Raw genomic sequence first — 25,550 nt, forward strand, 5'->3', positions numbered from 1 at the left:
GAATACCGGCAGGTCATTTCCAGTCATAACGAAAAAAATTTCGGGTGCGGCCCTCCCGCCGCCTCCAACTCTTTTTGGACAGGACAGAAATAATCCTCGGACAGGCGACATATACATGCTGTAGATGCTTGTCAACGGGGTGAAAAATAGATGAAAAAAGTATTCGGCAACCGACTTGCGCAATGGTGTTTCTTATTTGTACTAGCCGGCGGAGCCACGTTTGTCAGCCAAGCCCTGCTTGGCGCAGGCACCGCATCGGAGGATGCCTTGGAGCCAGCCGGCCCACGGGCCGAGTCCGCCCCCTATTCCACCCTGGGCTCCATTCCGCTCCGGCCCGTCACCATGACATCGCCCTCCCTCAAAGGGGAACCGAGCTTTCAAAACTTTGCCACAGATTTATCGTTTGCCGACGGCTCTTCGCTGGGACTCCAGCTGGCCAAGCCCGCTTCTGCGCGTGTCATCGCTCCGAACGCTCCGGCCCAGCCGCCTGCGCCGCCCAGTCTGCCGGCCAAGCCCGTAGAGAAGCCCGCTCCCCAGCCGCTCAGCAACCGCATTGTGGAATACCATTTGAATGTGGAGCTCGACGCCGAGGGCAAGCTGCTGAACGGAACCTCTTCGCTGACCTGGAAAAACCCCGGAAGCCTTCCGGTGCAGGAGCTGTATTTCCACCTGTACCCGAACGCCTTCGAGTCGAAGAAATCTACCTTTATGGAGGAATCGGGCGGCAGGCTTCGCAACGACAAGAGCCCGGACGGCAGCTTCGGCAATATGACGGTCAGCAGCATCAAGACGCTCGACGGTGAGGAGCTCGCAGGCAAGATGGAATATGTCCAGCCGGATGATGCCAATAAAAACGACCATACGCTGATCAAGGTGCCTCTTCCCAAGGCCGTCAATCCGGGAGAGAAAATTACGCTCAACTCTTCGTTTCAGGTCAAGCTGCCCGCGGTGTTTGCCCGGATGGGATATGCGGGGGATTTCGTCATGGCCGGCCAATGGTTCCCCAAGGTGGCTGTCTATGAGCCTGTAGGCGTCAGAGGACGCACGGTCGAAGGCTGGAATCTGCATCAGTACCACGGCAATTCGGAGTTTTACGCCGATTTCGGCATCTACGATGTGCGGATCAAGGTACCGACGAATTATACGGTGGCAGCCACCGGCTTTCCCCTGAAGCCGCCCGCCGATGACGGCAAGATCAAGACATACGCTTTTTACTCCGATGACGTGCATGATTTCGCTTGGGCCGCATCGCCCAACTTCATCTATTATGAAGAGCCTTATGCGACCCAGCAAATCCCCGGCGTCAGAATCAAGCTGTATCTCGATCCGAAGCATGAGCAGCTGAAGAACCGCTATATGACCGCCGCCAAAAAAGCGCTCGCCCGCTATGCCCAGTGGTACGGCAGTTATCCGTACTCGACGCTGTCCATCGTGATTCCTCCGGATAACGGGAACGGCGCCGGGGGGATGGAATATCCGACCCTGATTACGGGCTGGGGAGCTTCCGAGGAAAATCCGGATTTGGAGCTGGAACGGGTCATTGTCCACGAAATCGGCCATCAATTCTGGTACGGTATGGTCGCCAGCAACGAGTTCGAGGAAGCTTGGCTCGACGAAGGCTTCACCTCCTATGCCGAAGACCGGCTGATGGAGCTCGAATACGGAGTGAAATCGAACCTGACGGTCGAATCCAGCTATATTACATCGCCGGAGGCGCTGAAGCAGGACTCCTGGAATTACGGACCGGACGGCCAATATGCGGAGAACGTATATACCCGCGCCAAGCTGGTGCTGAAATCGATCGAGCGCCAGATCGGCACCGAGATGATGGACCGCGTCATGAAAACATATTTTCAGAGATGGAAGTTCAAGCATCCGACGACGACCGATTTTCAAAAGGTGCTTGAGGATACGACGAAGACGAGCTGGCAGGAGTTTTTCGAACAGTATGTGTACAGCGGTCTCATGGTAGATTACGGGGTGACGAGCATTCAGTCGAAGAAAGTGGTGTCCGATGGGCAGAGCCTGTTTGAGAATACCGTGCGTATTCAAAAGCATGGCGGCACGTACCATACGGTGCCGATCCGGTTCCATTTCGCCGACGGCTCGCAAATCGATAAAACCTGGGACGGTATAGATGCGGACGTCCAGTTCAAGCTGATGCATCAATCGCCTATCGATTGGGTGGCCATAGATCCGCAGCATACTATCGTGCTTGAGAATAAACGGATTAACAGCTTTATGAAAACAAACATCGATCCGAAGCTGTCCGTACGCTGGAATCTCGGCGTCGTTAAATTCATGGAGACCTTGTTCGAATGGGTCGCTTGGTGAGGGAGGGAAGCTCGCTATGTGGAAGTTAGTCAAAACCGGCCTGGCTATGGCCTGGTACCAGCCTTTTGCAGTCTGCACGCTGTTTATCTACAATTTGCTGTGGGGCCTTCTGCTGTATAAACTGATCCGCTCTGTCGCCGTCCCTCTGCTTCACCGGTACCCCGGGCAAGAGCTCTCCCGCGAAGCTGTGCAGCTATTCTGGATCGAAGGGCAGTTCCAATTGACGAAGACCGATCTTATTCATTCCTATCTATGGTGGGGGCTGGGCCTGCTCGCTGCACGCATGCTGTTCTCCCCCCTGCTCAATGCCGGAGTCTACTACTCTCTCCATCACCAGGAGCTGAATGCCGGCTACCGGTTTGTACGCGGAATACGCAAGCTCACGCTTCCCTTTTTGGTGCTGTACACTGTCCAGATCGCTCTTACGCTGGCGCCGCTTTACTTCCTCTATGCCAAAGTCGTCAGCAGCTATCAGAGCCATACGTCGCTTGAAGGGTTTGCTTGGACCGTGCTGCCTCTGCTCGGCGGCTTTCTGCTCTATAATTTTGTGCTGCAGACGTTGTTCATGTACCTGCAGTTCGGTGTTGTGAGCGGCAGGCCCTTATCCTACTCTATCCTGCTCCTGATTCGCAATACGCCGACCGCGCTGCCGCTCGCCGCCTTCATCCTTCTGGCTACGCTTCTTATTTCTGCGGCGGTCATGACCTCGGCCATGATCTGGGCGGGCTTCGCCACGCTGCTCGGGTACCAGGTGTATCGTTTGATTCATATGTTTTGCAAAATGTGGGCCATCACAACACAGTACGCCCTCTGGGACGTCAAAAGCAATTGAGCCCCGCCTCAAAAAGAGGAAGGCCTCCGGGCCGCACATCCATCCACATCAAAAAGACTCCTAGTCCCTTTATTGGGGCCTCCGAGTCTTTTTTGGGTTCGTAACGGATCACCGACTATATGCTGTCCTGCGGATGAAGCGTACATGGGCGGACTAAATACCGGGCCATTTAGCCCGGAGGCTCCGTCGCATCGCCGCGTCTGCCGATAATCCACAGAATCAGGAACAGCACAGCCAGCATACCGAAGAAGCCCATCAGCGCCACGCGGAGCCAAGCCTGCAGCGTTGTACCCCAGACCATCAGCAATGCCATCACCGACAATCCAAAATGCTCCATATTGTATCGCCGCAGCCGATATCTTCCTAACCGGTAGATAAATAACAGCGTAATAAATCCGGCAATCGCCAGCCGCACTATATTCACAGCGTGCTCAGCCCCTTCCTCCGCTTCATGCGCCGTCTCTTGCGGCAGAAGGATCGAACGTTCCCCGCCTCTACAGAACAGGATACGACATCCTCCGCCAATGTCCAGAGTCCGCACATTCGGTCTTACCGCTTACGGTATGTATGCTCCTCATTTCCCTCTCTTCCCTATGTCAAATCTCGAAAAATTTTGTCGAAAATGCAGTCCGTGCTTCCCTACCGTCAATGGCCTTTCCAGCCCCGACCGCTGAAGAAAGCCTTATTATGGTGCGGTTTCGCACTATTTCTTCAAAAGGTTTCAATTTTTCACTTATACTTGTGAATTTTGTGTGACAACGGAAGGAAAAATGCGGTAAAGCTCGAATTATTGTATTCGACACACAAAAAACGTATATATTGCCGAATTTCCACAGATTGGAAAACGGGGGATCCACATCCCGGGTGAATTGATCTCGCAACAGAGTGATCATAGGGAACCTTCAACCGAACCCTTAAGCTAACCTCGTAGGCACCGGAAGGGGAAAATTTCATTGAAAAGGTTTTTTGGTTTTGCCGTATCTTTGGCATTGTTTTGCAGCGTTCAAGTAGGAAGCGCCTTCGCCGAGACGCCTTTAAGCCAAGCCGTCAACGAAGAGCTCGGAGCGCCATACAAATGGGCGGGGACAACCACCAAAGGCTTCGACTGCTCCGGTTATACTTCCTATGTGTACGACAAGTTTGGCATTGATCTGCCTCATACTTCGGCAGGACAAGCTACACTTGGCACAACAATCAGCCAGGATCAGCTTCGCCCGGGCGATCTCGTATTCTTCAATACGAGCGGCAAAGGAATTTCGCATGTGGGCATCTATGTAGGGGACGGAAAGATGTATCATTCCGCCACCAACCAAGGGGTTACGATTACGAGCCTTAGTGAATCTTACTATGCGAAGCGTTACGTAACCGCAAAACGGATCTTGTCGGACGATCAGTACGATCAGCTGATGACCGACAATTCCTAATGGGAGCCTGCAAGCCGATTCATATATCTCGGTTCCGACTGACTCTCTAGAACGACAACTCAATGGAATGGTCCTTATCTCATTGGCCTTCAGCGCTCAAGCTCCGCGACCCGTCACGTCCGGACAAGCTGAAGGTCTTCTTTCTGTACAGGACTCTCTAGTGGATAATTACCCGCGGAGAGACCGGTATGAATCAATTAACATATAAAAAATCCCGTTCCTGTTGGAGTAACATGGAACGGGATTTTTTCGTGCCTTGCCTTTGTTAGCCAAGCTGCGCTAGGCAATCTTGAACTGCGACAGCAGACGCTGCATTTCATCGGCCATCTCGGAAAGCGACTCTGCGGAGGATTGAACCTCTCCGGTCGTTTGCAATTGGCCCTCCGCCGATGTGGACACCTGTTGTGAGGAAACCGCCGTTTCCTTCGCTATGTAAGCAACCTGCTGGACGGCCGCAGTGATCTGCTCGGCGCCTGCCGAAATTTCTTCGGAGGTAGCGGCCATTTCCTGGATTTGAGACGCAATATGCGAAGTCGACTTCAGAATTTGTTCGAAGTTTTGCTCCGTTTCCTTCACCAGCTCGATGCCCGTGCTGACTTCCGTTTTCACTCTGCTCATCGCTTCGCCAGAATCCCGAATGTTCGACTGAATTTCGTGCAGCAGCTGGCCGATTTCCTCCGAGGAGCTGTTCGACTGCTCTGCCAGTTTCCGGACCTCTGCCGCTACAACGGCAAAGCCCCGGCCCTGCTCACCGGCACGCGCCGCTTCAATCGCCGCATTCAGCGCCAACAGGTTCGTCTGGTGAGCGACTTCCTGGATCGCTTGGACAATGCTGCCGATCTGGTTCGATTTGCTCTCCAGCTGAGAGATGACCTCGTCCGTTTGATGGACCGAGGAGTGAATCGAACTCATCTGCTGCACCGTGTTCTGCACGAACGCTTCGCCGCTTTCGGCCTGCTGCTTCGTCCATTCTACCGACTCTGCAATCGTCGATGCGCTCTCCGCCATGCGGCTGATCCCGGCGCCTACCTCTTCCATGGAACGGGATGTCTCTTCCATGGTCATCGTTTGCTGATCCGCGCCTGTCGCCACCTCTTTGACGGTGGAAGCAATTTGCGCCGACGCCTCCTGCATCTCGCCCGAGCTCGCCTTCAGCTGTTCTGCAGATACCGTAACCAGCTGGGCATGTCCGTTAATATTCTCGATCATTTGACGCATATGCTCACTCATTCGCGCGAAGGCGGCGCTCAGCTGCCCGATCTCATCCTGACGGTGCAGCACTTGGCTGCGTACCGAAAGATCGCCTGCCGAAATCCGGTTGGCCACAGCGCTCATTTCATTGAGCGGCTTGGAAACATTACGTGCCATGAGGAAGGAAACCGTCAGCCCGACCAGGATCGCAATAATACTCAGAACGACCACCCAAATCATGCCCATGCGATTCGATTCGGTCAGCTCCGCCGCCCATTGGTCCGCATGCCCCTGCAGATTACGGGTAAACACGTCGATCACGAAGCTGCACCCGCTCAAATATTCGTCAGCCTGCTGAATCTGCTGCATTCCTTCCGGCCCATGCTTCTGAGCCGCCGCTAAAATACCGGGATACAGCTTGCTGTAAGCATCCCATTTATCTTGAAACAATTTGACCAGCTTTGCATCACTCTCTGTATAAGCCATCTCTTCGAGCTGTTTCGTCTTGCTCTGGATTCCATCGAATAAAGCGTTCGCTTTATCCGGCTGAGTCACCGCCTGTCCGACGTCTGTAGATGAAACAGCGTCATCCTGCGATTTGTCCTGAAGATTAAGCTGAATGCGCAGCATCAAATCATCAAGTTCCTTTAAGTCGTGGTTCAAATTACCCAGCAGGATGACGCTGGGCAGGCCTTTCTCCGTCGTTTGCTTCGACTTCTCGCCCATCGTGGTCATCTTCACCATTGCCGTCCCGCTGATTACAGACAGCAGCAGCAGGACCAGAACAAAGCTTGCCAGCAGCTTTTTAAACAGCGTCAGTTTAAAGCTCCATTTTGCGTTTTGCTTCAATGTCAGTTTCATCTCCAAGCCTCCGAATTTTTTTGTCTAGTGTCATGCGGTTAATAGCGAACTTCCTTTCATTGGATATTCATTCCTTTCTTTATGTCGACAAAAACCGAGAAAAAGTTAATATTTATGTCGAATTTCCTATTTATGTCACCTTTTTGCCACATATTCAACTAGGACCACAGAATCACATTTGACAATGAAAATCATTATCAAATAAAATGGAAGCAGTTGTTTTTATCCCCTATGCAGGAGGCGTTATCCATGTTTATTCAAACCCGCACTATCGTCGTAGAAAAGGGCAATGCCGATAAAGTCGTTGAGCGGTTCAGCAAAGAAGGCCCGATCGATTCCATGGATGGCCTCATCGATATTAGCGTGATGGTCAACAAATCGGCGAAGGAGTCGGAGGAAGTGGTGGTCCTTATCCGCTGGGAGTCCGAAGAAGCCTGGAAAGGCTGGGAGAGAAGCGACGCCCATTTTCAGGGCCATAAGAACAGCAGAGGTCAATCCAAGCCGGAATACGTGATTAGCACCCAGGTAAGCATGTATGAAGTCCGCGCGGTAAAAACGGGTAAAGCGGGTACCCCGAGTTAAGAGTGCCACAAAGCAGTCTAGGCTGTAACTCCCTTTACAGCCAGCCTCGAAAATGGCATCTTTTTTAAAATTCAAACAAAGAAGAGCCAGGCCGAACGGACCGTGATCCGTTAGGTCTGACTCTCTTTCACTGCCGCATAGACGGCGGCCTACCAGCCAAAATCCAATGTTTTTCCTGTCTCTATATAAGACTTGATATTGCTCAGGATCATCGGCCAGCTGTTCTTCGTATTCTCGTAGGACGGATGATTCTCCGGCCATTGATCATTGACCAGCGTCAGCTTGGTGCAGGCGCCTACCGTATCCAGTGTCAGCGTAACTCTCGTTACCAGCTCGGCATGATTGTCGCGGTACGACGGCCCGGGATGCTCGGTAAAGCTCATCAGCCGGCAGGGCTCGAATGCCAGCACCTCCCCGTAAACATGAACCGTCTCCTCTCCGTCATTGCCCGGTCCGACATATTCATAGGGACTGCCGATTTCAAAAGTAGACTTAAGCACACTCCCGAAAAATATCGCTTTCGTCGCTTCCGGTACCGTGAAAATTTCCCACACCTTTTCTGGCTGCGCTCCGATATACAACTCATACTTAAGATCCAAGCGGATTCCTCCATTCAGTATAATATGTTGAAAGTTTGAGTAACTCCTTGCCCTGTTCGACTGCTTGTCTTCATTATAATGATGTCCCGCTTTTCCGTATTGTAAAAACGCGACACGTATGCCGGAGCATACGGCAGCTTGGTAACCGCCCTTACGCTCAACTATCGCAGGTATGCTGAGGATCAAAAAACAAGCCAAGCCGCGATAAGACAATCGCTGCGGCCTGGCTTGTTTTTTACTTACCTTACTTTATCTTCGATGTTCTTCTGCCATGTTTCGCTTCCATCTGCATTGCGATTCGCTTCATGGGAAATCGTCGCTTCCTGTACGTCTCCGAATGCCCAATGGCTGGCATTTACGTCCGGGAACAGCGGATTCAGGCCCTTCAGCGGCCCGCGGTAAAGCATGCGGTTCACAAGCGTCACCGCTTCAGAGCGGATAATATTATTTTGCGGCTTGAACGATCCGTCCGGATAGCCTGCAAGATATTTGCTGCGGTATAGCTCCTCGATGGATGCAGCAGCCCAGTGCCCTTCGATATCATTGAAGTGCAGCTCGTTCGGTGTGCTGACGTTCAGCTTAAGGAAACGGGCCATAACGGCTACCAGTTCTCCTCTTGTGACCGGTGCCTCCGGACGGAAGGTGCCGTCCTCAAAGCCGTTAAAGTAACCGTGCTTCGTTACAATCCGAATGTAGTTGGCCGCCCAGTGGTCCGCCTTCACATCCGTGTAGTTCAATGAATCCGTCAGCTCATCGTTCTCCGTCAAACGGGCCACAATCGCCGCTAACTCAGCGCGGGAGAGGAGCCAGCCGGTTTGAACATACCATCCGGGTAACCAAGAATATAACGCTGGTGGCTCAGTTCGCCGAAGCGGTCCGAGAATACCTGTACCTTCACTTCGGATTGCGCCTGTACCGGAGCAGCCGCATTGTTACCGGCCACAAATTCGCCTGACACGTTAAAGGATTTACCCTGCGCATCGATTTGAGGCCACTTGATAATGACGGTGCGGCTGCCCGACTGGCCTCCGCCTAAGTCGGTGACAGACCATGTAATGACATTGCCGTTCACTTTCCCGCCGGCTGCATCAACAATGGTTATGCCGTCCGGAAGTGTCACCTTAATCTCGCCCGACGGTAACGTATTCGCCGATCCGTTCTTGTAATCTATGTTAAGCGTGGAGTTGTCTCCTTCTTTAACCAGATTTTTGTCCGTAGAAATATTCAGCGATACCGCAGGGTCCGAAGCAGGTGTGGAGGATGAGCCGCCTCCGGACGATTTTTTTACCCGGTTCATCTTGATATCGTGCTTTACAATATCCGTTTCGACCGGAATGGTCGGGCTTGTGTAAGCCTGATAGCCATCCTTGGTTACCACTAGATAGTAATCGGCATGAGGGAATACCATGTAGGCATATAAACCGCCGTTATTCGTAAGCTGGACAGGGCTGGCATTGTTATTCGGCTCGAAATCAGCGATAGCAGGCAGGACGACACCTGCATACGGCGTTCTGCCGTTATCCTTATTTCTTTGCGTATCCGCATAATACAGAGTAACCTTCGCGCCTTCAATAGTTGCATTCGTAGCCGCATCGGTAACCGTACCGTAAGGGTCGACCAGTTCCTCGGAAATATTCATCTCTCCGTTCGCCTTTACCGATACATTACCACGGCTGATAACAAGCTCTTGCCCTGGCGCTACCTCATAGCTGATTTCCAGCGTATAATCACCAAGCGCCAAGCCGGTTGCGCTGAAGGCTCCGCTATCTTGAAGCTCAAACGCCTTCTTGCTGCCGTTCTCCATAATATAATTGCCGGCCGCATCTTTTAAGTAAACTTTCGTTTTGCTGACCATAGCGTTGTCGATCATTTTGGACTGGCCATCTGCCTGCTTGAATAGGACGATACCGGAAACTGTCTTTTCGGAATCGAAATCCTCATTGCCTACACCGGTTACTTCGCCTACATACGCCTTCTGCTTATAGGTCACAGGAGCCTGAACATTACCGACCGTTACGGTCTGCGTAACTTCCAGCTCGTACTGGACGTCCCCCTTCGGCACAATAATCGAGTAGGCGCCGTCGGCATCCGTTTGCACCGTTTCGTCGAAATCGACACCAGGCTCAATCTTGCCATCGTTGTTCAAATCCAGTGTAATCCTGACCGTTGCATTCGGGACAGGCTCATTAGAGCCCCCCTTCGTGATGATCCCGGATACCGAAGCCGGCTGGAACGTAACCATAATTTGATCCTGTGCGTACAGCCCTCGTGCAGGATCGTTTACCGTAGCCGTTACCGGAATTTTCTTTTCCGCTGTTCCTGTAATTTTGGACGATTGGTACAGTACTGTGGCCTTCCCTTGAGCATCTGTCACAGCGCGGTCGGAATCAGGGAAGGAGCCGTTGCCTGCCCCTGCCGGTACCGAAAATACAACCTCTACCCCTGCAATTGGCTTGCCGTCCTTATCAGTCAGAACTGCGGTCAAGCTGGTTGTCGACTTTCCGTCGCCAATAATTTTGGCAGGGTTGGCCGATAGGTTCAGACCGACGCCTATAACTTCAAACCGGTTATCTCCAAGCTTGGTTTGTTCCTCGGTCTGCAAAGAATTGCCTTCCCGCTTCGCTTCGAACGTCACTTGATACGTTTGAGGCGCTGTCGTTAATGGAAGCACAAACTCCACAGCCTCCCACCGCTTAAATCCATCGGTTTGATAGGTCAGCCCATTTGTCAGACTCAACGGAACGGTTGTTCCATCCACCGCCGCAACAACTTCATCTGCCTCTACCGAACTAACGGCGGACAATTTCAGCGGCTGTCCCGGCATTCCTTTAATCACTGTAGGGTCACCTTGCGCCTTATCCCCTACCCAACCGTCAAGCTGCTTGATGACATGAATGGTCACGTTAACGGGTAAGCTCACTTGATGATCTCCGTCTGTTACCGTAAACGAAAAGCTGTCTTCGCCGGTAAAGCCCGGATCGGGAGTATAGATCCAAGTATCCCCTCCGGCAGGGCTCAAGCTTCCCTTGGATGGTTGAGACTGAATACCGTATACCAGTCCGGTTACCGTCTCTGCATCCATACCTTTTAGAACGATTGAAATCGATGCCGTTCCTTCATTTAACTTTACGGTTTGAGGAATAGCAATCGGTTTACCGTTGTAAGTAATTGTAATGTTACCCTGATTCTCAGAGTACTGCCTGCCATCTTGCCCTTCCCACTTGAAGGAAACCAAAGTTTCGGCCGGCAAATTCTCAACCGGTTCGAATTTCAGACTGGCCAGATCAGCCGCATCTATCTCAGCAAAGCTTCCCGGATTCACATAAACTGCTGTAGTCACAGGGGTATACCATAATTTCCCCTTGCTCGCAAAATCGCCGGGCAAAGAAATTTTTACCTTCTCCAGTGTGTTCCCGGGATCCGTATCCGTGAACGCTCCTGTAAAGTCAGCCGGAGCAAAAGGAATCACGGCTCCTGCCAGCCCGGTCTTTTGAATATCGCCAACTACAGGCGGATTATTAATCTTTATCGTCACATGATTGCCCGCCGCAGCATACTGCAGACCGTCGTAACCGTTCCATGTAAAAGTAACCGTGCCGGTCTGGCCTGGCTCCGGAACAAACGTTAACTGTCCCAGATTGGCAGCATCGATTTCATCCCCTTCTGAAACCGGAATATTGTTCAGAAGAAGTAAGCCTTGTACCGGCAAATCACTAATTTTCACTTTAATCAATCCTGCAGAATTGTGCTGCGAGTCGGTGAATTGGCCTGTAAAGTCGGCCTGGGTAAAGCTGACTTCCTGTCCTTTGTCGGCGCTTTTCTCAACCCCATTCGCAATAGGTGCGGCAGCCACGTCAAAATCGTTGTTCGCCAGCTTGCTCACGGGCTCATCCGGCAGCGAAATATTGTCCTTCTCTGCTGTAAACGACACATGATAGGAAGCCGCTGGGGTATCCGCCGGGATTGTAAAACCGGTATTCGCCCACTGCTTAAACCCGTCGGTAATATAAGTACCCGCATTCACCAACGTGAGCGGTATAGCAGGAATGACGGTACTATCTACCTTTGCCGTCACCTCGTCTGCTTCTACGGAGCTTACAGCGGAGATTTTAAGCAGCTGTCCTGCTGCCGCCTTAACCGGCTGGGTGATTCCCTGGCTGTTCCCAACCCACCCGTCTAGCGATTTATTCACTTTAATCGTTACTGTAGCCGGAGCACTCACATTGTCATCGCTATCGGTTACCGTAAAGGTAAAGCTGTCCGTCACGCTCTCCGTATTGGCGGTGTACCTCCACTGCATGTTGTCGCTTCCTACCACAGGAGTTAATGTTCCATACTGCACGTTGGCAGCACCCTTGGTATAAACCAGCTGCGTGACGGGAAGATCTTCATCGGATCCCGTTAATGTGATTGTTACCGGAACATCTGCATAAGCTTGTACGGTCTGTGCGTCAGCAACTGGCTTCTTCGTTACTTTGATGCCCGGGCTGGTCACTGCTGCGCCAGGGTTTAAGCCGGCTGCCGCCTTTGGAGTTACTTCGAAGAATAAGTACTGGCCAAAATCATCATTCTGGATCGTATAGGTTTTCCCCGTTTGACCGTTAATCAGAACTTTGTCCGATCCGTCTTGAACACTGCCCAAATACCATTTATACGTAGACAGGTCTTGAGCAGAGCCTGTACCGGTGCCAGCATCGTTTTCCGCATCGGTAAGGGTATACTGGCCGGTGATGGTGCCCACCGACGACAGCATTGCCTTGGATGGAAACTATACTTGCAACTGGCACGTTATTAACGGCAGTCGTGGCCTTGGCCGTTCCCGGATTGCCCAGCGAATCGATGACGCTTGCCGTAGCTGTCACTGTGCCTGTAAAGGAAGACAGGTCGGCCTGTACCGTATAGCTACCGCCCTCGCCAACGGTAACCATATAATCTGCCAAATGAGGGGTTCCCTGTGCGTTGTCCTTTAAGGAAATAAATACGAGTTGCTCTTGTGGAGCGTCTGTCTGCCCGGAAACAGTCACGCTTCCAAGCTCGCTGCTTGTCAGATAGCCGTCTCCGCCGTCTGCTATTTGCACGTCAATGTCCACGGTAGCAGAATTCGGCACCGGAGGCTTAGGGTCAGTGTACACGCCGCCCGGTTCCCCGAAGTTAAGGGAAAACTGTCTATCACCTAGATTCCGCGTGTTCCCTATAACCAACTTCATTGAATGAACTGGAACCGTATAATTAGCTATGAAGGAAGCCGTATTATCAAATTCCGGTCCGCCGCTGGGGCTGACTAAGGATGTATTAATTCCTGTAAACCGGGTTCGTCCTGTTGTCTGGCTATAAACCCCTTTATCTTTTAAAGCATTATCTTTATGAATAGTGAAGCTCTCATATCCCGAAATTTCAACAAACTCCGTATTGGTGGCACTACTGCCGTCAATATCAATGACTGTTAAATAAAAATCTTTTATATACACATCGTCATTAGAGTACTCTTCCCCATCAATAGAGCCACTCTTAAATTCAACCGTATATTCAACCGAATTATTGCCGGATAACTCATCTGCTTGGGCTGTACCTGTTGTCGTTAACACAGGCTGGAACCGGTTCGAATTTGATCCCTCATCATCGAATTTACCAAGCGATGCCTTACTGCCCAATTTGGAGATAGTAACAATTGCATCTACAGGGGTAGCACTGTCCGGAATTACATTGTGATATCGGTATGCAGTCCCCTCGTCCTTTCCCGATCCCGTTAGTAAATCAGCTTTATTAAGATTAAAATTCATAGCCTTTGCATTCGCATCAACCAAATATGGTCCCCCAGCCGCATGAACGGATGGCAGCGGAGCAACCATACCACACAACAAAACAATAACTAAAACCAAAGACAAGATTCGCTTCTGAAGAGCGAAGGTCAGGTTTAATGACATTAGGTTGCTTCCTCCTAAAATAAGTACGATATTTCTTACCCAGTCAGAATCTTAAAAATTCTGCTAGCCCCCTGCAGAAAACGAAAATATCAGTTCCAAGCTAATGAAGTAATCAATAATTACCCGCGTCCCCCCTTAAGGTACCCTTGTCAACAAAATTAGGACCAACGTTCTAATAATGACCCGAAATAATTAGGTCTTTAGATTCATTCTGCCATGCTTTCCTTTGGATATCAAGCAAATTAATAAAATCTAATGTCCGGATTGTAACATGATTCGACACGCTTCATACAAGCGGGTGTTGGTTGCATTCTTAAACAAAAAAGTGTGCCGTAAAGTCTAGCCTATGCCCTTGTGATAAAATCAACCATCGGTAAGCGTTATAAACTGAACTCAGAATAGTAAACCGTTACAGGAGGGATTGTTGACGTGACTCCTCCATGAGGGGTTGGCGGAGCAATGTACGAAGAAAAGTATACGCTACAGGAAAATCGTCGATCCTCACTATATTTTGCAGGATAATGTCGGGAAATGTAGAATTTATCCTTGATTTCTACCTATTATTCAAAGGGTGAATTTCGCATGACGATGAATATTATAAAAGATTTTGCGCTGCAATTAGCGCTTATCGCAATGATAGTATTCGCCTATCAGCTTTTATCCGCGGGACGGTTTAATAGAGACCGCGACAAAAACATCATTTTATCCGTTTTATTCGGAGGATCGATCCTGCTATGCATGTCCTTTCCGGCTTGGTTTGCCTCCGATTACCGCGTCGATATTAGAATCATTCCTCTGCTCTTAGGAGCGTTATATGGCAGCTGGGGGATAGGGCTATTCCTCGCTGCGCTTATCGTGGTGTACCGCGTATTCATTGGAGTCGATTTAGGATTATACACTTCCGTTCTAACCCTTTTACTCACCATGCCGGTGATTCTGTTTTGCCAAAGATTTTTTGCAAGAGCCAAGAAAAGCGGGAGGATACAAATCGCTCTTCTGTTATTGCTCTTCTATTGTCTTGTCGGCATAACAACGGAATATCTTGTTAGAGGCATTTCCTTTCTTGCGGCTTTTCAAGTGCATTTCATCCATATCATTATTAATATCGTGGCCGTGTTATTCTTCACCGCTTTAAATGAAACGATCAAGGACATCATCAGTAAAAACCAGCAGCTGCAGCTGGAAGCCAAGGATGCGGAAATCGCCTTCCTGCGTTCCCAAATCAAACCTCACTTTTTGTATAACGCCCTCAATTCAATTGCCGCCCTATGCCATGATGAACCCCGAAGGGCGGAGGCGCTGACGATCGATCTTTCGAAGTATTTGAAGAGCGGTTTTGATTTCGAACAGCTCGCAACACTAACCACGCTAGAGTATGAGCTGGAGCTAGTCCAGGCATATGTCAACATTGAAAAGGCGCGTTTTGGCTCCAAATTGTCCGTAGAGTACGATATAAGGGCCAATCTGGAAGCCCCCATTCCCCCGCTGATTTTACAGCCGCTTGTGGAAAACGCCATCCGGCACGGTTTGATGACCGATTGGCAAGGGGGAACGGTTAAAATTTGCGTACGACAGAAGACGGACTCCACCATCAGCTTTGCCGTTGAAGATAATGGGTGCGGCATGAGCGAAGTTAAACAGCAGGAGATTTTTAATCCGGATATAAAAAAGAAGGGGATCGGGCTGCGGAACACCAGCCAGCGCCTCCAGCTGCTTTACGGAAAAGGGTTGAAGGTGGAAAGCACGGAAGGACAAGGGACGAAGGTTTTTTTCGATATTCCCGTCGGACCGATCAAGCAAAGCGAGGAGGTTGAAGCCTGGTGCGAGCCGTTATCGTCGATGATGAAGAATTATCCGTAAAGCGATTGAAACAAATTTTGTCCGAGTACGGCGAAATTGAAGTGTGCGACACGTTTTTGAACCCGCTGGAAGCTTACGAATTTGTAAAAGAGCATCCGGTGCAGCTCGCATTTCTGGATATTTCCATGCCGAAAATTAACGGAATGGGCCTCGCCAGCCTGCTGCTTGAGCTTGACGCTTCCATCCATATCGTCTTTGTCACCGGACATGATAATTATGCGGTGCAAGCTTTCGATATAAGTGCCCTGGATTATATCATGAAGCCTGTCTCCGCACAGCGGATCTCAAAGACCCTGGACAGACTCAGAAACAAACCTTCAAGCCCCCCTGTTGTTCATTCCATGGAGTCCCTCCAAAAGGGGCAAGCGTCACTGACCGAGCAGGAAACGAGGATTGTCCGATTGATTTCCGATGGATTGACGAACAAAGATATCGCTCATCGGTTGAACATTACGGCTGAGACCGTAAAGTCCCATGTCAAAAATTTGTACAGAAAGCTTAAGGTGAAAAATCGGGTGCAAGCGCTGCAGCAGACCAAGCATTTAGAGATACCAGGAGAATAGGCACCTCCATCCCCCGTTGAGGCCACTGAAAAAGTCCGTTAATGAAAAGGTACAGACTCTCAATATTTTGAGGGCGCTGTGCCTTTTTTCTTGTATACTTTAAAGTAATACGTCGGAAGGGTGAAGACCATGTTCCAGCCTCAACTTTCTTTTGCATTAAGCCCATACACAGCGCTATATGACCTCATCGTGCCGAAAGACAACATGCTACGCCAGATAAATGAGCTGGTTGACTTCTCCTTCGTCTACGACGAATTGAAAGCTAACTACTGTTTGGACAACGGCCGTAACGCCATCGATCCGTTGCGGATGTTTAAATATCTGCTTCTGAAAGCTATTTTCGAGGTGTCGGACGTGGATCTGGTCGAGCGCTCCCGGTACGATATGTCTTTTAAATACTTCCTTCAGATGGCTCCGGAAGAAGCCGTCATCGACCCGAGCTCCCTTACGAAGTTCCGCAAGTTGCGGTTAAAAAACATGGATCTGCTGGATCTGCTCATCGGCAAGACAGTTGAACTAGCTACTGCGCAAGGGATTTTAACGAGCACCTCCATCATCGTGGACGCGACGCATACAAAAGCCCGTTATAACCAGAAATCACCGAGGGAGATTTTACAGGACCGTTCCCGCAAATTGCGAAAAGCCATCTACTCTATCGACGAATCGCTGAAGGGGAAGCTACCTGCCAAGAACGCCGTGGATACGCTCGAGGCCGAGATCGACTATTGCCAGAAGCTCATCAAGGTTACCGAAACCGGGCTTGGTATCGCCCAACTGCCTAAGATTACAGAACCGTTGAATCTGCTAAAAGAGACCGTCGAGGATGACATAGAACAACTGCGCATCTCGCAAGATCAGGATGCGCGCGTCGGCCACAAGAGTGCAGATTCCTCGTTTTTTGGCTATAAGACGCATATTGCCATGAGTGAGGAACGAATCATTACGGCGGCAATTGTAACGACCGGAGAGAAGAACGATGGCAAGCAGTTGCAATCGCTCATCGAGAAAAGCAAGGCTGCGGGCATGGATGTAAAGACGGTAATTGGCGATATGGCCTATTCGGAAAAAGAAAACATCGCATACAGCAAGGAAAATCAGATTGAACTCGTCTCCCGGCTTAACCCACAAATCACCCAGGGTATGCGCAAAAAGGAAGATGAATTCGAATTCAATAAAGATGCAGGCATGTATGTATGCAAGGCAGGCCATATGGCGATTCGGAAAGCGCGGACAGGAAAAAAGGGAATCAGCAAAAACCAAAAGGACACTTACTATTTCGATGTGGAGCTATGCAAACGATGCCCCTTCAAAGAAGGATGCTACAAGGAGGGCTCTAAAAGTAAAACGTACTCGGTGAGCATTAAATCCGGGGAGCACGCCGAGCAGATGGCATTCCAGGAAACGGAGTATTTCAAAGAGAAGGCGAAAGAACGGTACAAGATCGAGGCCAAAAACAGCGAACTTAAGCACCGGCACGGGTACGACGTAGCCACGTCCTCGGGTCTGTTAGGCATGCAGATACAAGGAGCTATGGCCATATTCGCAGTAAACTTAAAGCGGATATTGAAACTGGCTGACTAAAAAATAGCGTAAAGCCCTATGAAAAATGCGGTACCCTCCGAGAAAATCGGAACAGGTGCCGCATTTTTTTCGCCTAACGCCTGGACTCACCGAAAAAACGTAAGTTCTTCAGTGGCCTCTCCCCCGTTCGGGGGATTTTTTTTCGGCCTAAATAGGCTTAAAGTAATATACGCGTATCCAAAGCTGGGCGGAATTTCGACATTTACGGGTTACTCTCATCAGGAGTTTAGATGGAAAGGAGGATAAACGAATTATTGTTGGAAGGTTGGAACGCAATTCGATTCAAATGGAAAAGAGGGCTATTGGGGAACCATGGAAAACACATCATCAATCCGTTTCAGTGCGTTTGTTCACGGCAAATCGTTTGCCAACTTTATATTGACCGTTGTCTTCATGAATGCGATCGTAATTGGTTTTCAAAGCTATCCCGATATAGGCCAAGCCTACGATTCATTGTTCAGCAAGCTCGATGTATTATTCTTGTCCATATTCACCATTGAAGTCATTCTGAAGCTCATTGTGGACCGGACGGCATATTTCAAGGACGGCTGGAATTTGTTTGACTTTCTTGTCGTTGCGGCAAGCTTGGCTTTTATGGGCTCCCAATTCGTCAGTGTGCTACGAATCCTGAGGGTGCTGCGAATTCTTAAGACCATCTCTTCGATCCATTCGCTGCGCAGAATTATTACATCGCTATTCATGGCCATTCCGACCATCGGCAGTATCTCCTTGTTAATGCTCATCGTCTTTTATATTTACGGAGTTGTCGGTGCTACCTTCTTTGCGGAAGCTTCTCCCGTCTATTTCGGCGACCTGTCCAAATCCCTCATAACGTTATTCCAGATCGCCACCTTCGATGACTGGGCCAATATATACCGTCCTATTGCCGAGTATAGTCCCCTGTCCTTCGTTTATTTTTTAACATTCATTTTCATTGCTGTATTCGTTATGCTCAATCTGGTCGTCGGGGAAATTGTCAATAACGCAGCTAACATTCCAAGTGAGGTCAAGGAGGATATTGCTGAGATCGAGAAAGGTGTTCACGAGATCAAGGAGGACTCCTCGGAAATTGCTCTGCTGCGCAAAGAGGTTCGGGACTTGAAGTTCTTACTGATGGAAGAAAGAGAAGGACGGAAAATCAAATCCAGTTAAACGGGCCATTTCAATTTCCATATAAATATTGTTTTGTAGCAAAATAGTAAAAATAAGGGGCGAATCTACTCATGCATGTACGACTTAAAAATGCCGAGGGCGGCATAAAAGATGTAAAGGTCGGATTTAGTTGGACTACCTTCTTTTTCGGTTTTTTCCCAGCGCTGTTCAGAGGCGATTTGAAATGGGCGGCAATCATGTTTATTGCTGCAGCCGCGGTCGGAATATTTACATTAGGCGTTGGGGCATGGGTTCCGGGCATTATTTTTTCGTTTATTTACAACAAAATGTACATTAAAGAATTATTAGAAAAAGGTTACCATCCCGCCGATGAGCAAGCTCAAGCCGCACTGCAAATGAACGGGATTATTGCCGCTTAAAATAGAGTGAGGAACAGCAATGAATCTGCTGTTCCTTTTTGCTGTACCAGAGTGACTAAGGAACCCAGCTAAGTACAGGAGAGACTTATGGTTAGATAAGCCTCACAGTTTAAAATACCATGTGCCGATCCCACTTTGATAAAAGGCTGTTTGTTGGCGCATCCGGGAGCATGTCCATGCCGCGCTTGACGTAGACATTCGGCTGCTCCACCGTGGAGCATATGCCATTCAGCTTCACTTTGAACTGCCCTGAATCGAGCTCGAAGATCGTGCTGTTGAGTCCACCAAGACTGCTCGGTCAGCCGTCGGTTCACCAGCTCTTAACACAGCCTTTTGTCCTATTCCCGCACATTTTAACCCAAAAGTTATGCTCGTATTTGTGAATAAAAGTAAAAATTTGTTGTAAAATGACAAATACCGCGCTATAATCTTCAATGTTCTTCCAGTTTATTCAGGAAATTCTCAGTAATATTTCAGCGAATTTTCAGTTAAACGCCGTTTTCTGGTATCTCTGGCCTAAATCGCATCAAACTCCGGGCCCTAAGAACCAGATGAAGAGAAGAACCGCTGCAGGTTAATACCGCAGCAACCGAGGTTCTTTGAAAAATACATAGAGGAGAGTGAACCATGTTTCAAGCGATGAAATCAAATATCGCCAAATTACTGGTCGGATGCATGATGGTATCGACCTTTGCTTCAGGCAGCTTGGGGATAGCTTCTGCTTCTGCGGCAACAACACTGTCGGATGTATCCGACTCATACGCAAGTAAGGAAATTCAAGCTCTAGTGGATGCGGGAGTCGTATCCGGGTTTGACGACGGAACGTTCAAGCCTCGCCAATCCATGACTCGAGCCGAGCTCGCGAAAATTATTGTACTTTCCAACGGTTTAAAGGAAGACTTGGAAGCGGCCGCGTCCTTTCAAGATGTCAATCCAACTGCATGGTACAGCGGCTATGTGGGGGCATTGGTAAAAGCCGGCATAACCTCTGGAACGTCCGATACGACTTTTTCCCCGGATGCTAAAGTCACCCGCGAAGAGCTTGTCGTCTTCTTCATTCGGGCACTTGGCCTTAATGAAGCCGCGGCAAATACTCCGGTAGAAGCGATATTCACCGATATGGATTCCGTATCTGTATGGGCAAAAGGTGCTGTATCCTTGGCCTACAAAATCGGTTTCATTAATGGGGTAGACAATGGCAGTGGAGGCCTTCGTTTTGGACCGAAAGAAAGTGCGGAACGACAAGCGTTGGCGAAGCTTGCGTACGAGTTCAAATCAAATAAGGACAAGCTCGTAGAGAAAGCCAAGGAAGCTGCAAAGGTTTCCCAACCTGACTCGACGACTACCCCAAGCCAGACTCCTGCAGCTACTAGCGACAGTGGTAGTGGTTCTTCTAGCGGTTCTTCCAAGAGAGACCATAAACATTCGGTTGCAACGATAGCAAGCATTGCAGATATCGTAGCTACGGTTGCCGTTAACGGCAGTTATACGCTGCCAGCCACAATCCAGGTAACACTTAGCAATGGTGAAACAAGACAGGATGCTGTTACATGGAATCCTTCGATAGCCCCTGATACTAGCAGATCCGGTATCTATACATATGAGGGTACGGTCAGCGGCTATGCACAGACGGTTAAGCTGACGCTTCATGTTGAAGCACCTCTCGCTGTATCAACCCCTGTAGCAACAGATAAGGCTCTGGCCTTTGCTGGCGGTATTACTCTAGACTTAACGGCACTAGCAGGAATGCTTACTGAAGGTACGGTAACCGTCACCTCGATTGACGCGAGTACGACACCGACCGTTTCTGGGATTTCTGTTGCAGGTCAAATTATCAACTTCGATTTTGGCAGCACAGATATTAATTCGCTCATCGCTAGCAGCGCCAACGGTTATGTAGAAATTGCCCTCCCGATAGCTGAAGGAGTGGATCCCGCAACAGTAGCTGCATATTACTGGAACGGCGAAACTTGGGAGTATCAACCTTCGACAGTCATTAACGGCGTTGTGATTGCAAAGGTCAGCCACTTCTCAACATATGGTGTATTGAAGGATACGACGGCTCCAACAAAACCAAGTGTGGAGTTTGCGATCGATTCTAATACGGTAAAAATCCATATGAATTCCGAAGACGCTTCCGGAATTAAAAAGTATGTCATTTACAGAGATGGCATCGTGATTGCTGAACCAAGCGAAGATAGCTTTACTGATAGCGGCTTAACTAAAGGCCAAACATACAATTACTCCGTCAAAGCTGTGGACCCGCTTGGCAATACGTCCGAAAGCAGCGATACCGCAAAAGCAATCATTATTCTTACAGTTGATTCAATCTCGCTGGATAAAACAACCGTAACCTTCAATAAAGTCGGGGACACCGAAACGTTGAACGCAATAATTCAACCAGCAAATTCGAACGAAGGTATCGTGTGGAACTCTACTAACCCGTACGTAGCCAAAGTTGATGAGAATGGACTTGTTACTGCGGTTGCTCCGGGATCGGCGACAATTTCGACGCGTGCGGCAACGAACGGTACGGTTCGTGCGGAAGCGATTGTTACCGTGCTTGGCGAGAACGGTTTTACAGTAACACCTACTAATGTGGATTACATCCTTGCTCCGACTGAAGAACGAAAATTCGACATGGATGTCAACATCAAGCCTGACGCAAAGATATCGAAGCTGGATGTCGTTTTTGCCTTTGATACAACCGGCAGCATGGGCGGCTCTATTGATACTGTAAAGTCAAATGCCATTAAAATCATGAACGAAATCCGTGAAACGGTCCCGGATGCAAATTTCGGCGTAGTAAGCTTTAGGGATTATCCGAATATTTACACTGGTAGTACGGACCAGCCGTTTTACTTGAATCAAACCGTAACGGGTGATCCGGAATTAGTTACATCTTCGGTTAATAAGCTCTATGCCTACGACGGTGGCGATTGGCCGGAATCTTATACCCGCGCCCTGTATGAGCTCTCAGACATGGCAGAGCGTTCCGACTTTGTTGGCTGGCGGACAGACGCCAAAAAGCTGGTCGTCTTGTTCGGCGACGCGCCGACACATGACACCGATTTTGCAGGATTTAACTTTGGTGCTGACCCTGGCCGTGACGGCGTCATTGGAACAGCAGACGATTTAGATTTTGAGATGGTTGTACAAAAAGTAAGAGATGCCGGCACTATCGTTCTTGCCGTACAAAGCGGTAATGATACAACAGCGGCAGCAACCATGAAAGGCATGTCCATTGGATATGCTGGCGCAGCTGGCACAAATGGATCTTACTCTTTACTGGAAAGCGTGGAGGACATCCCAGCTATTATCAGAAAATTCGCTGCGACCGAAGGAAACGTCATTCATACCTTGTCGGTCAATGTGTCCAGCCCGGTATACGACAGTTGGGTACATGTCGTAACACAGGCGGTATATACCAACGTCCCTGTTACAGCGGCAACATATCAATTCGGTATTCAAATTGTTCCTCCGTCTGGAACGGCAGCAGGCAATTATGAATTTAATATTCAGGCGCTGGCCGACGGCATAATATTGGGCCAAACCGTTGTCAAGCTGACCGTGCAGGAGGTTGCCGTTTCATCGGTGACTATCGATTCGAACAGTGTAACGCTGGATCCTGAACAAACCCAACTATTGAATGCAACCATTCATCCGGCTACGGCCAATAATCAGAAAGTCAGCTGGACATCCAGCAATCCGGAGGTCGCTTCGGTAACTTCCGATCCAACGAACAGTCTTCAGGCTACCGTTCATGCAAAAAATGCAGGTACAGCGATGATTACGGTAACAACGGATGACGGCGGCAAATTTGAAACAAGTATTGTCACTGTTCGCGATATCGTTGCTCCGACAGTGACCGGCGTAACTTATTCGCTGATCGCAAACGGTGTTATCCTGAGTTGGGATGCAGCAGTGGATAATGTCGCTACCGTCGGTTATGCAGTTTATAAAAACGGCACGTCAGTCGGTACAACCGATAACTTATCCCTTGAAGTAGGCAGCTTGGCTCCAGGCACATATAGCTTCGGAGTAAAAGCATTCGATGCGGCAGGGAATTACTCCGCATTAGCTGCTAAAGATGCAGTGATCTTGGCTCCTCTTTCCGTAACACTGAGTGTTTATAATGTATCTACCGCAACGAATGAGTCCGTGACTGGTACCGTATACGGTTCACTTGATAAAGTCAGCGGATCCTACGTAATTCCGAGCGACAAAGACAGCCAATATTTTGTTGTGAAGTTTAGCGACTCACTTTCTATTGACCATCTGGCGGGCAAACTTCAAGTGAGCCATGCGGCATTCAATGTTACAGATGTAACTTACTCCGTATATAATGATGTGTACCTTGTCATTAAGCCATCGGCTCCGATCGGTCATGGAGATAATCTGGATTTCGTAATCAACGGCCTCTTCGTGACAGATGACGACGGGCAAGTGTATGAGGCAGATCCGGTTACGATTAGCTTACATCAAGAATAACCGGCCCTCACTTCAGCAATTCTATGAAAAGAGTTGACCCTCCAGGTCGACTCTTTTTTCTTTTTAGCGAATCCGCTCACGCCGCCACACAAAATAAGAGTCAATTGAAAACAACAAAAAAAGCGTACAGCTCCAAACACTCTGTACGCCCATCACCCATCCGACATGGTCTCTCTTTATTCCTTCCCCGTCGCCACCGGGTTGTCCTTGTAAGACACCCAATCGCTCCAGCTTCCGGAATACAGCCTCACATTCTGAAATCCGGCCTCTTGCAGCGCGATAACGTTCGGGCAAGCAGTAACGCCGGAGCCGCAGTAGACGATGATCTCGTCGGCAGACTGCAGGTCGGCGAATCGCCGCTGCTGCTCTTCCGCGTCACGCCAGCTTCCTTGCTCGTTCAAGCTGTCCTTCCAGAAGCGGTTGCGAGCACTAGGAATATGCCCTGCCACCGGATCAATGGCTTCCTCCAGTCCCTCATATCGGCGCTCTTCTCTCGAATCGATCAGTACGGTTCCCGGCCGCCCGATCCGGCTCTTCACGTCCTCCATACTCACCAGCATGGAAGGCTGAGGGTTCGGCTCGAATACAGCCTCATGCACAACCGGCGGCTCGTCAGTCACCGGGTAGCCCGCCGCCTTCCACTGACTGTAGACGCCGTCCAGCACATATACCTGCTTATGCCCTAGATATTGCAGCAGCCACCAGAAGCGCGAAGCCATCGCCCCGCCCTGATCGTCATATGCAATGACTGTCGAGTTATTGCTGATGCCCGCACTGCCCAGCTTACGAGCCAAAGCTTCCACATCGGGAAGCGGATGGCGCCCGCCGTGCTCGCTTTTGGCTGCGGACAAGTCCTGTTCCAGATCAAAATATACCGCTCCGGGTATATGGTCTGCCGCATAAGCTTCACGGCCTGCGCTCTCATTCCCGTGCCCTAACAAAAACCTGCAGTCGGCTATCACAATATTTTCTGCGGTTCCGTGCTCAAACAGCCAGTTTTGGCTTACAATATGCTTCAGCACCATCATTCACTTCCTTTACAGGGAGATAGGATATTTCTTCTAGTATACAACGGAACCGAAGCGGTGCAAAATGCGCAATCGCGCCGTTCCTCTTGGAATCCTGCAATCTTAGCCGTTAGACAACGGAAATAGGCCCGGGTACAATAAATAAAAAAAGGAGGTGAGCCGCATGCGAACTACACCTGTTTTTCAGCTGGTGCCCTTTACGGAGATGCACGGCCAGCTGATCTGCAGCTGGTCTTACCCTCCCCCGTACGACCTGTATAACTGGCGGCCGTGGGATACGATGCTCGCAGCCCAGGAGGAATTCGCAGACCCGCAGCTCCGCGAGGAGCAGTACAGAGCCGTGATAGACCAGGACGCGACGCTATGGGGCTTTGCACAGCTGTTTCCGATGGCTGGAGTGACGCGGCTGGGCCTCGGGATGCGACCCGATTTATGCGGACTCGGATACGGAGCGGATTTTGTAAGAGCGATTGCTCTGGCAGCCAAACAAAAAGCACCTGCCCATGAAATTGATCTGGAGGTGCTTGCCTGGAACCGGCGCGCATACCGAGTCTACGAAAAAGCCGGCTTTCAGGAAACGGATACCTATGAGCGCATGACGCCAGCCGGCCAGGCGGAATTTCACTGTATGGTGTGGTACGGCTGAATACCCCTGCCGCTATCCGGAGCTCCTAGCAGCGGAGAGTCCTACAACTGCAGGAGGGTTCTGCACTGTGAAGACCTCTGCAGCTGCGAGGAGTTCTGCCCT

Annotated in this window: 18 protein-coding genes and 1 riboswitch; of the genes, 11 read left to right on the forward strand and 7 right to left on the reverse strand. The window is 49.8% G+C overall.

Features of this window, described 5'->3' with window-relative positions:
* Positions 1–150 precede the first annotated feature (150 nt).
* Together ACHHV8_RS31520 and ACHHV8_RS31525 are read left to right on the forward strand one after the other, a co-directional pair.
* Positions 151–2,334: a M1 family metallopeptidase gene (locus ACHHV8_RS31520; RefSeq protein ID WP_395163147.1), complete on the forward strand. Its 2,184-nt coding sequence runs from the start codon at positions 151–153 to the stop codon at positions 2,332–2,334.
* Positions 2,335–2,350: 16 nt separating this feature from the next.
* Positions 2,351–3,166, forward strand: a complete 816-nt coding sequence (locus ACHHV8_RS31525) for a hypothetical protein (protein ID WP_395163148.1) — start codon at positions 2,351–2,353, stop codon at positions 3,164–3,166.
* Positions 3,167–3,335: 169 nt separating this feature from the next.
* Here the strand turns inward: ACHHV8_RS31525 and ACHHV8_RS31530 are convergent, their stop codons facing one another.
* Entirely contained in the window at positions 3,336–3,590 is a 255-nt protein-coding gene (locus ACHHV8_RS31530; protein ID WP_395163149.1) for a hypothetical protein, read from the reverse strand.
* 386 nt (positions 3,591–3,976) lie between these two features.
* Positions 3,977–4,115, forward strand: a riboswitch (cyclic di-AMP (ydaO/yuaA leader).
* 4 nt (positions 4,116–4,119) lie between these two features.
* Between ACHHV8_RS31530 and ACHHV8_RS31535 the strand changes: the two genes are divergently transcribed.
* Complete coding sequence (locus ACHHV8_RS31535) at positions 4,120–4,590, forward strand: C40 family peptidase (RefSeq protein WP_395163150.1); 471 nt, start codon at positions 4,120–4,122, stop codon at positions 4,588–4,590.
* Between the two features lie 279 nt (positions 4,591–4,869).
* Here the strand turns inward: ACHHV8_RS31535 and ACHHV8_RS31540 are convergent, their stop codons facing one another.
* Positions 4,870–6,642: a methyl-accepting chemotaxis protein gene (locus tag ACHHV8_RS31540; protein WP_395163151.1), complete on the reverse strand. Its 1,773-nt coding sequence runs from the start codon at positions 6,640–6,642 to the stop codon at positions 4,870–4,872.
* Positions 6,643–6,891: 249 nt separating this feature from the next.
* On the opposite strand from ACHHV8_RS31540, the gene ACHHV8_RS31545 reads away from it, so the two are divergent.
* Positions 6,892–7,224, forward strand: coding sequence for an antibiotic biosynthesis monooxygenase (locus ACHHV8_RS31545; RefSeq protein ID WP_395163152.1), 333 nt, complete (start codon positions 6,892–6,894; stop codon positions 7,222–7,224).
* A 149-nt stretch (positions 7,225–7,373) separates the two neighbouring features.
* On the opposite strand, the gene ACHHV8_RS31550 is transcribed toward ACHHV8_RS31545, so the two are convergent.
* The 4 genes from ACHHV8_RS31550 to ACHHV8_RS31565 form a co-directional block, all read right to left on the reverse strand.
* On the reverse strand, positions 7,374–7,823 hold the full coding sequence (locus ACHHV8_RS31550; protein ID WP_395163153.1) for an SRPBCC family protein: 450 nt from the start codon (positions 7,821–7,823) through the stop codon (positions 7,374–7,376).
* Between the two features lie 239 nt (positions 7,824–8,062).
* Positions 8,063–8,599: an S-layer homology domain-containing protein gene (locus ACHHV8_RS31555; RefSeq protein WP_395163154.1), complete on the reverse strand. Its 537-nt coding sequence runs from the start codon at positions 8,597–8,599 to the stop codon at positions 8,063–8,065.
* Positions 8,600–8,607: 8 nt separating this feature from the next.
* Positions 8,608–12,564 carry an Ig-like domain-containing protein gene (locus ACHHV8_RS31560; RefSeq protein WP_395163155.1) on the reverse strand — a complete coding sequence of 1,319 codons (3,957 nt, stop codon included), beginning with the start codon at positions 12,562–12,564 and terminating at the stop codon, positions 8,608–8,610.
* The gene (locus ACHHV8_RS31565) at positions 12,473–13,747 is read right to left on the reverse strand and encodes a hypothetical protein (RefSeq protein ID WP_395163156.1); all 1,275 of its coding nucleotides are present in this window, start codon (positions 13,745–13,747) and stop codon (positions 12,473–12,475) included. Before ACHHV8_RS31565 ends, ACHHV8_RS31560 begins: the two co-directional genes overlap by 92 nt.
* 582 nt (positions 13,748–14,329) lie before the next feature.
* On the opposite strand from ACHHV8_RS31565, the gene ACHHV8_RS31570 reads away from it, so the two are divergent.
* From ACHHV8_RS31570 to ACHHV8_RS31595, 6 genes are all read left to right on the forward strand, one after another.
* Complete coding sequence (locus ACHHV8_RS31570) at positions 14,330–15,607, forward strand: sensor histidine kinase (protein ID WP_395163157.1); 1,278 nt, start codon at positions 14,330–14,332, stop codon at positions 15,605–15,607.
* On the forward strand, positions 15,568–16,170 hold the full coding sequence (locus ACHHV8_RS31575; protein ID WP_395163158.1) for a response regulator: 603 nt from the start codon (positions 15,568–15,570) through the stop codon (positions 16,168–16,170). Before ACHHV8_RS31570 ends, ACHHV8_RS31575 begins: the two co-directional genes overlap by 40 nt.
* A 129-nt stretch (positions 16,171–16,299) precedes the next feature.
* Positions 16,300–17,751 carry an IS1182 family transposase gene (locus ACHHV8_RS31580; RefSeq protein ID WP_395163159.1) on the forward strand — a complete coding sequence of 484 codons (1,452 nt, stop codon included), beginning with the start codon at positions 16,300–16,302 and terminating at the stop codon, positions 17,749–17,751.
* Between the two features lie 312 nt (positions 17,752–18,063).
* Entirely contained in the window at positions 18,064–18,903 is an 840-nt protein-coding gene (locus ACHHV8_RS31585) for an ion transporter (protein WP_395163160.1), read from the forward strand.
* 197 nt (positions 18,904–19,100) lie between these two features.
* The gene (locus ACHHV8_RS31590; protein WP_395163161.1) at positions 19,101–19,283 is read left to right on the forward strand and encodes a hypothetical protein; all 183 of its coding nucleotides are present in this window, start codon (positions 19,101–19,103) and stop codon (positions 19,281–19,283) included.
* Positions 19,284–19,910: 627 nt separating this feature from the next.
* Complete coding sequence (locus ACHHV8_RS31595; RefSeq protein WP_395163162.1) at positions 19,911–23,774, forward strand: S-layer homology domain-containing protein; 3,864 nt, start codon at positions 19,911–19,913, stop codon at positions 23,772–23,774.
* A 176-nt stretch (positions 23,775–23,950) separates the two neighbouring features.
* Here ACHHV8_RS31595 and ACHHV8_RS31600 read toward each other — a convergent pair whose 3' ends face one another.
* Positions 23,951–24,793, reverse strand: a complete 843-nt coding sequence (locus tag ACHHV8_RS31600) for a sulfurtransferase (protein ID WP_395163676.1) — start codon at positions 24,791–24,793, stop codon at positions 23,951–23,953.
* A 172-nt stretch (positions 24,794–24,965) separates the two neighbouring features.
* Here ACHHV8_RS31600 and ACHHV8_RS31605 point away from each other — a divergent pair, with 172 nt between their 5' ends.
* Positions 24,966–25,448 (forward strand): GNAT family N-acetyltransferase, encoded by a 483-nt coding sequence (locus tag ACHHV8_RS31605; RefSeq protein ID WP_395163163.1) that lies wholly within the window; start codon positions 24,966–24,968, stop codon positions 25,446–25,448.
* Positions 25,449–25,550: the final 102 nt, after the last annotated feature.

Source organism: Paenibacillus sp. TAB_01, from assembly GCF_043945595.1.
GTDB lineage: Bacteria > Bacillota > Bacilli > Paenibacillales > NBRC-103111 > Paenibacillus_S.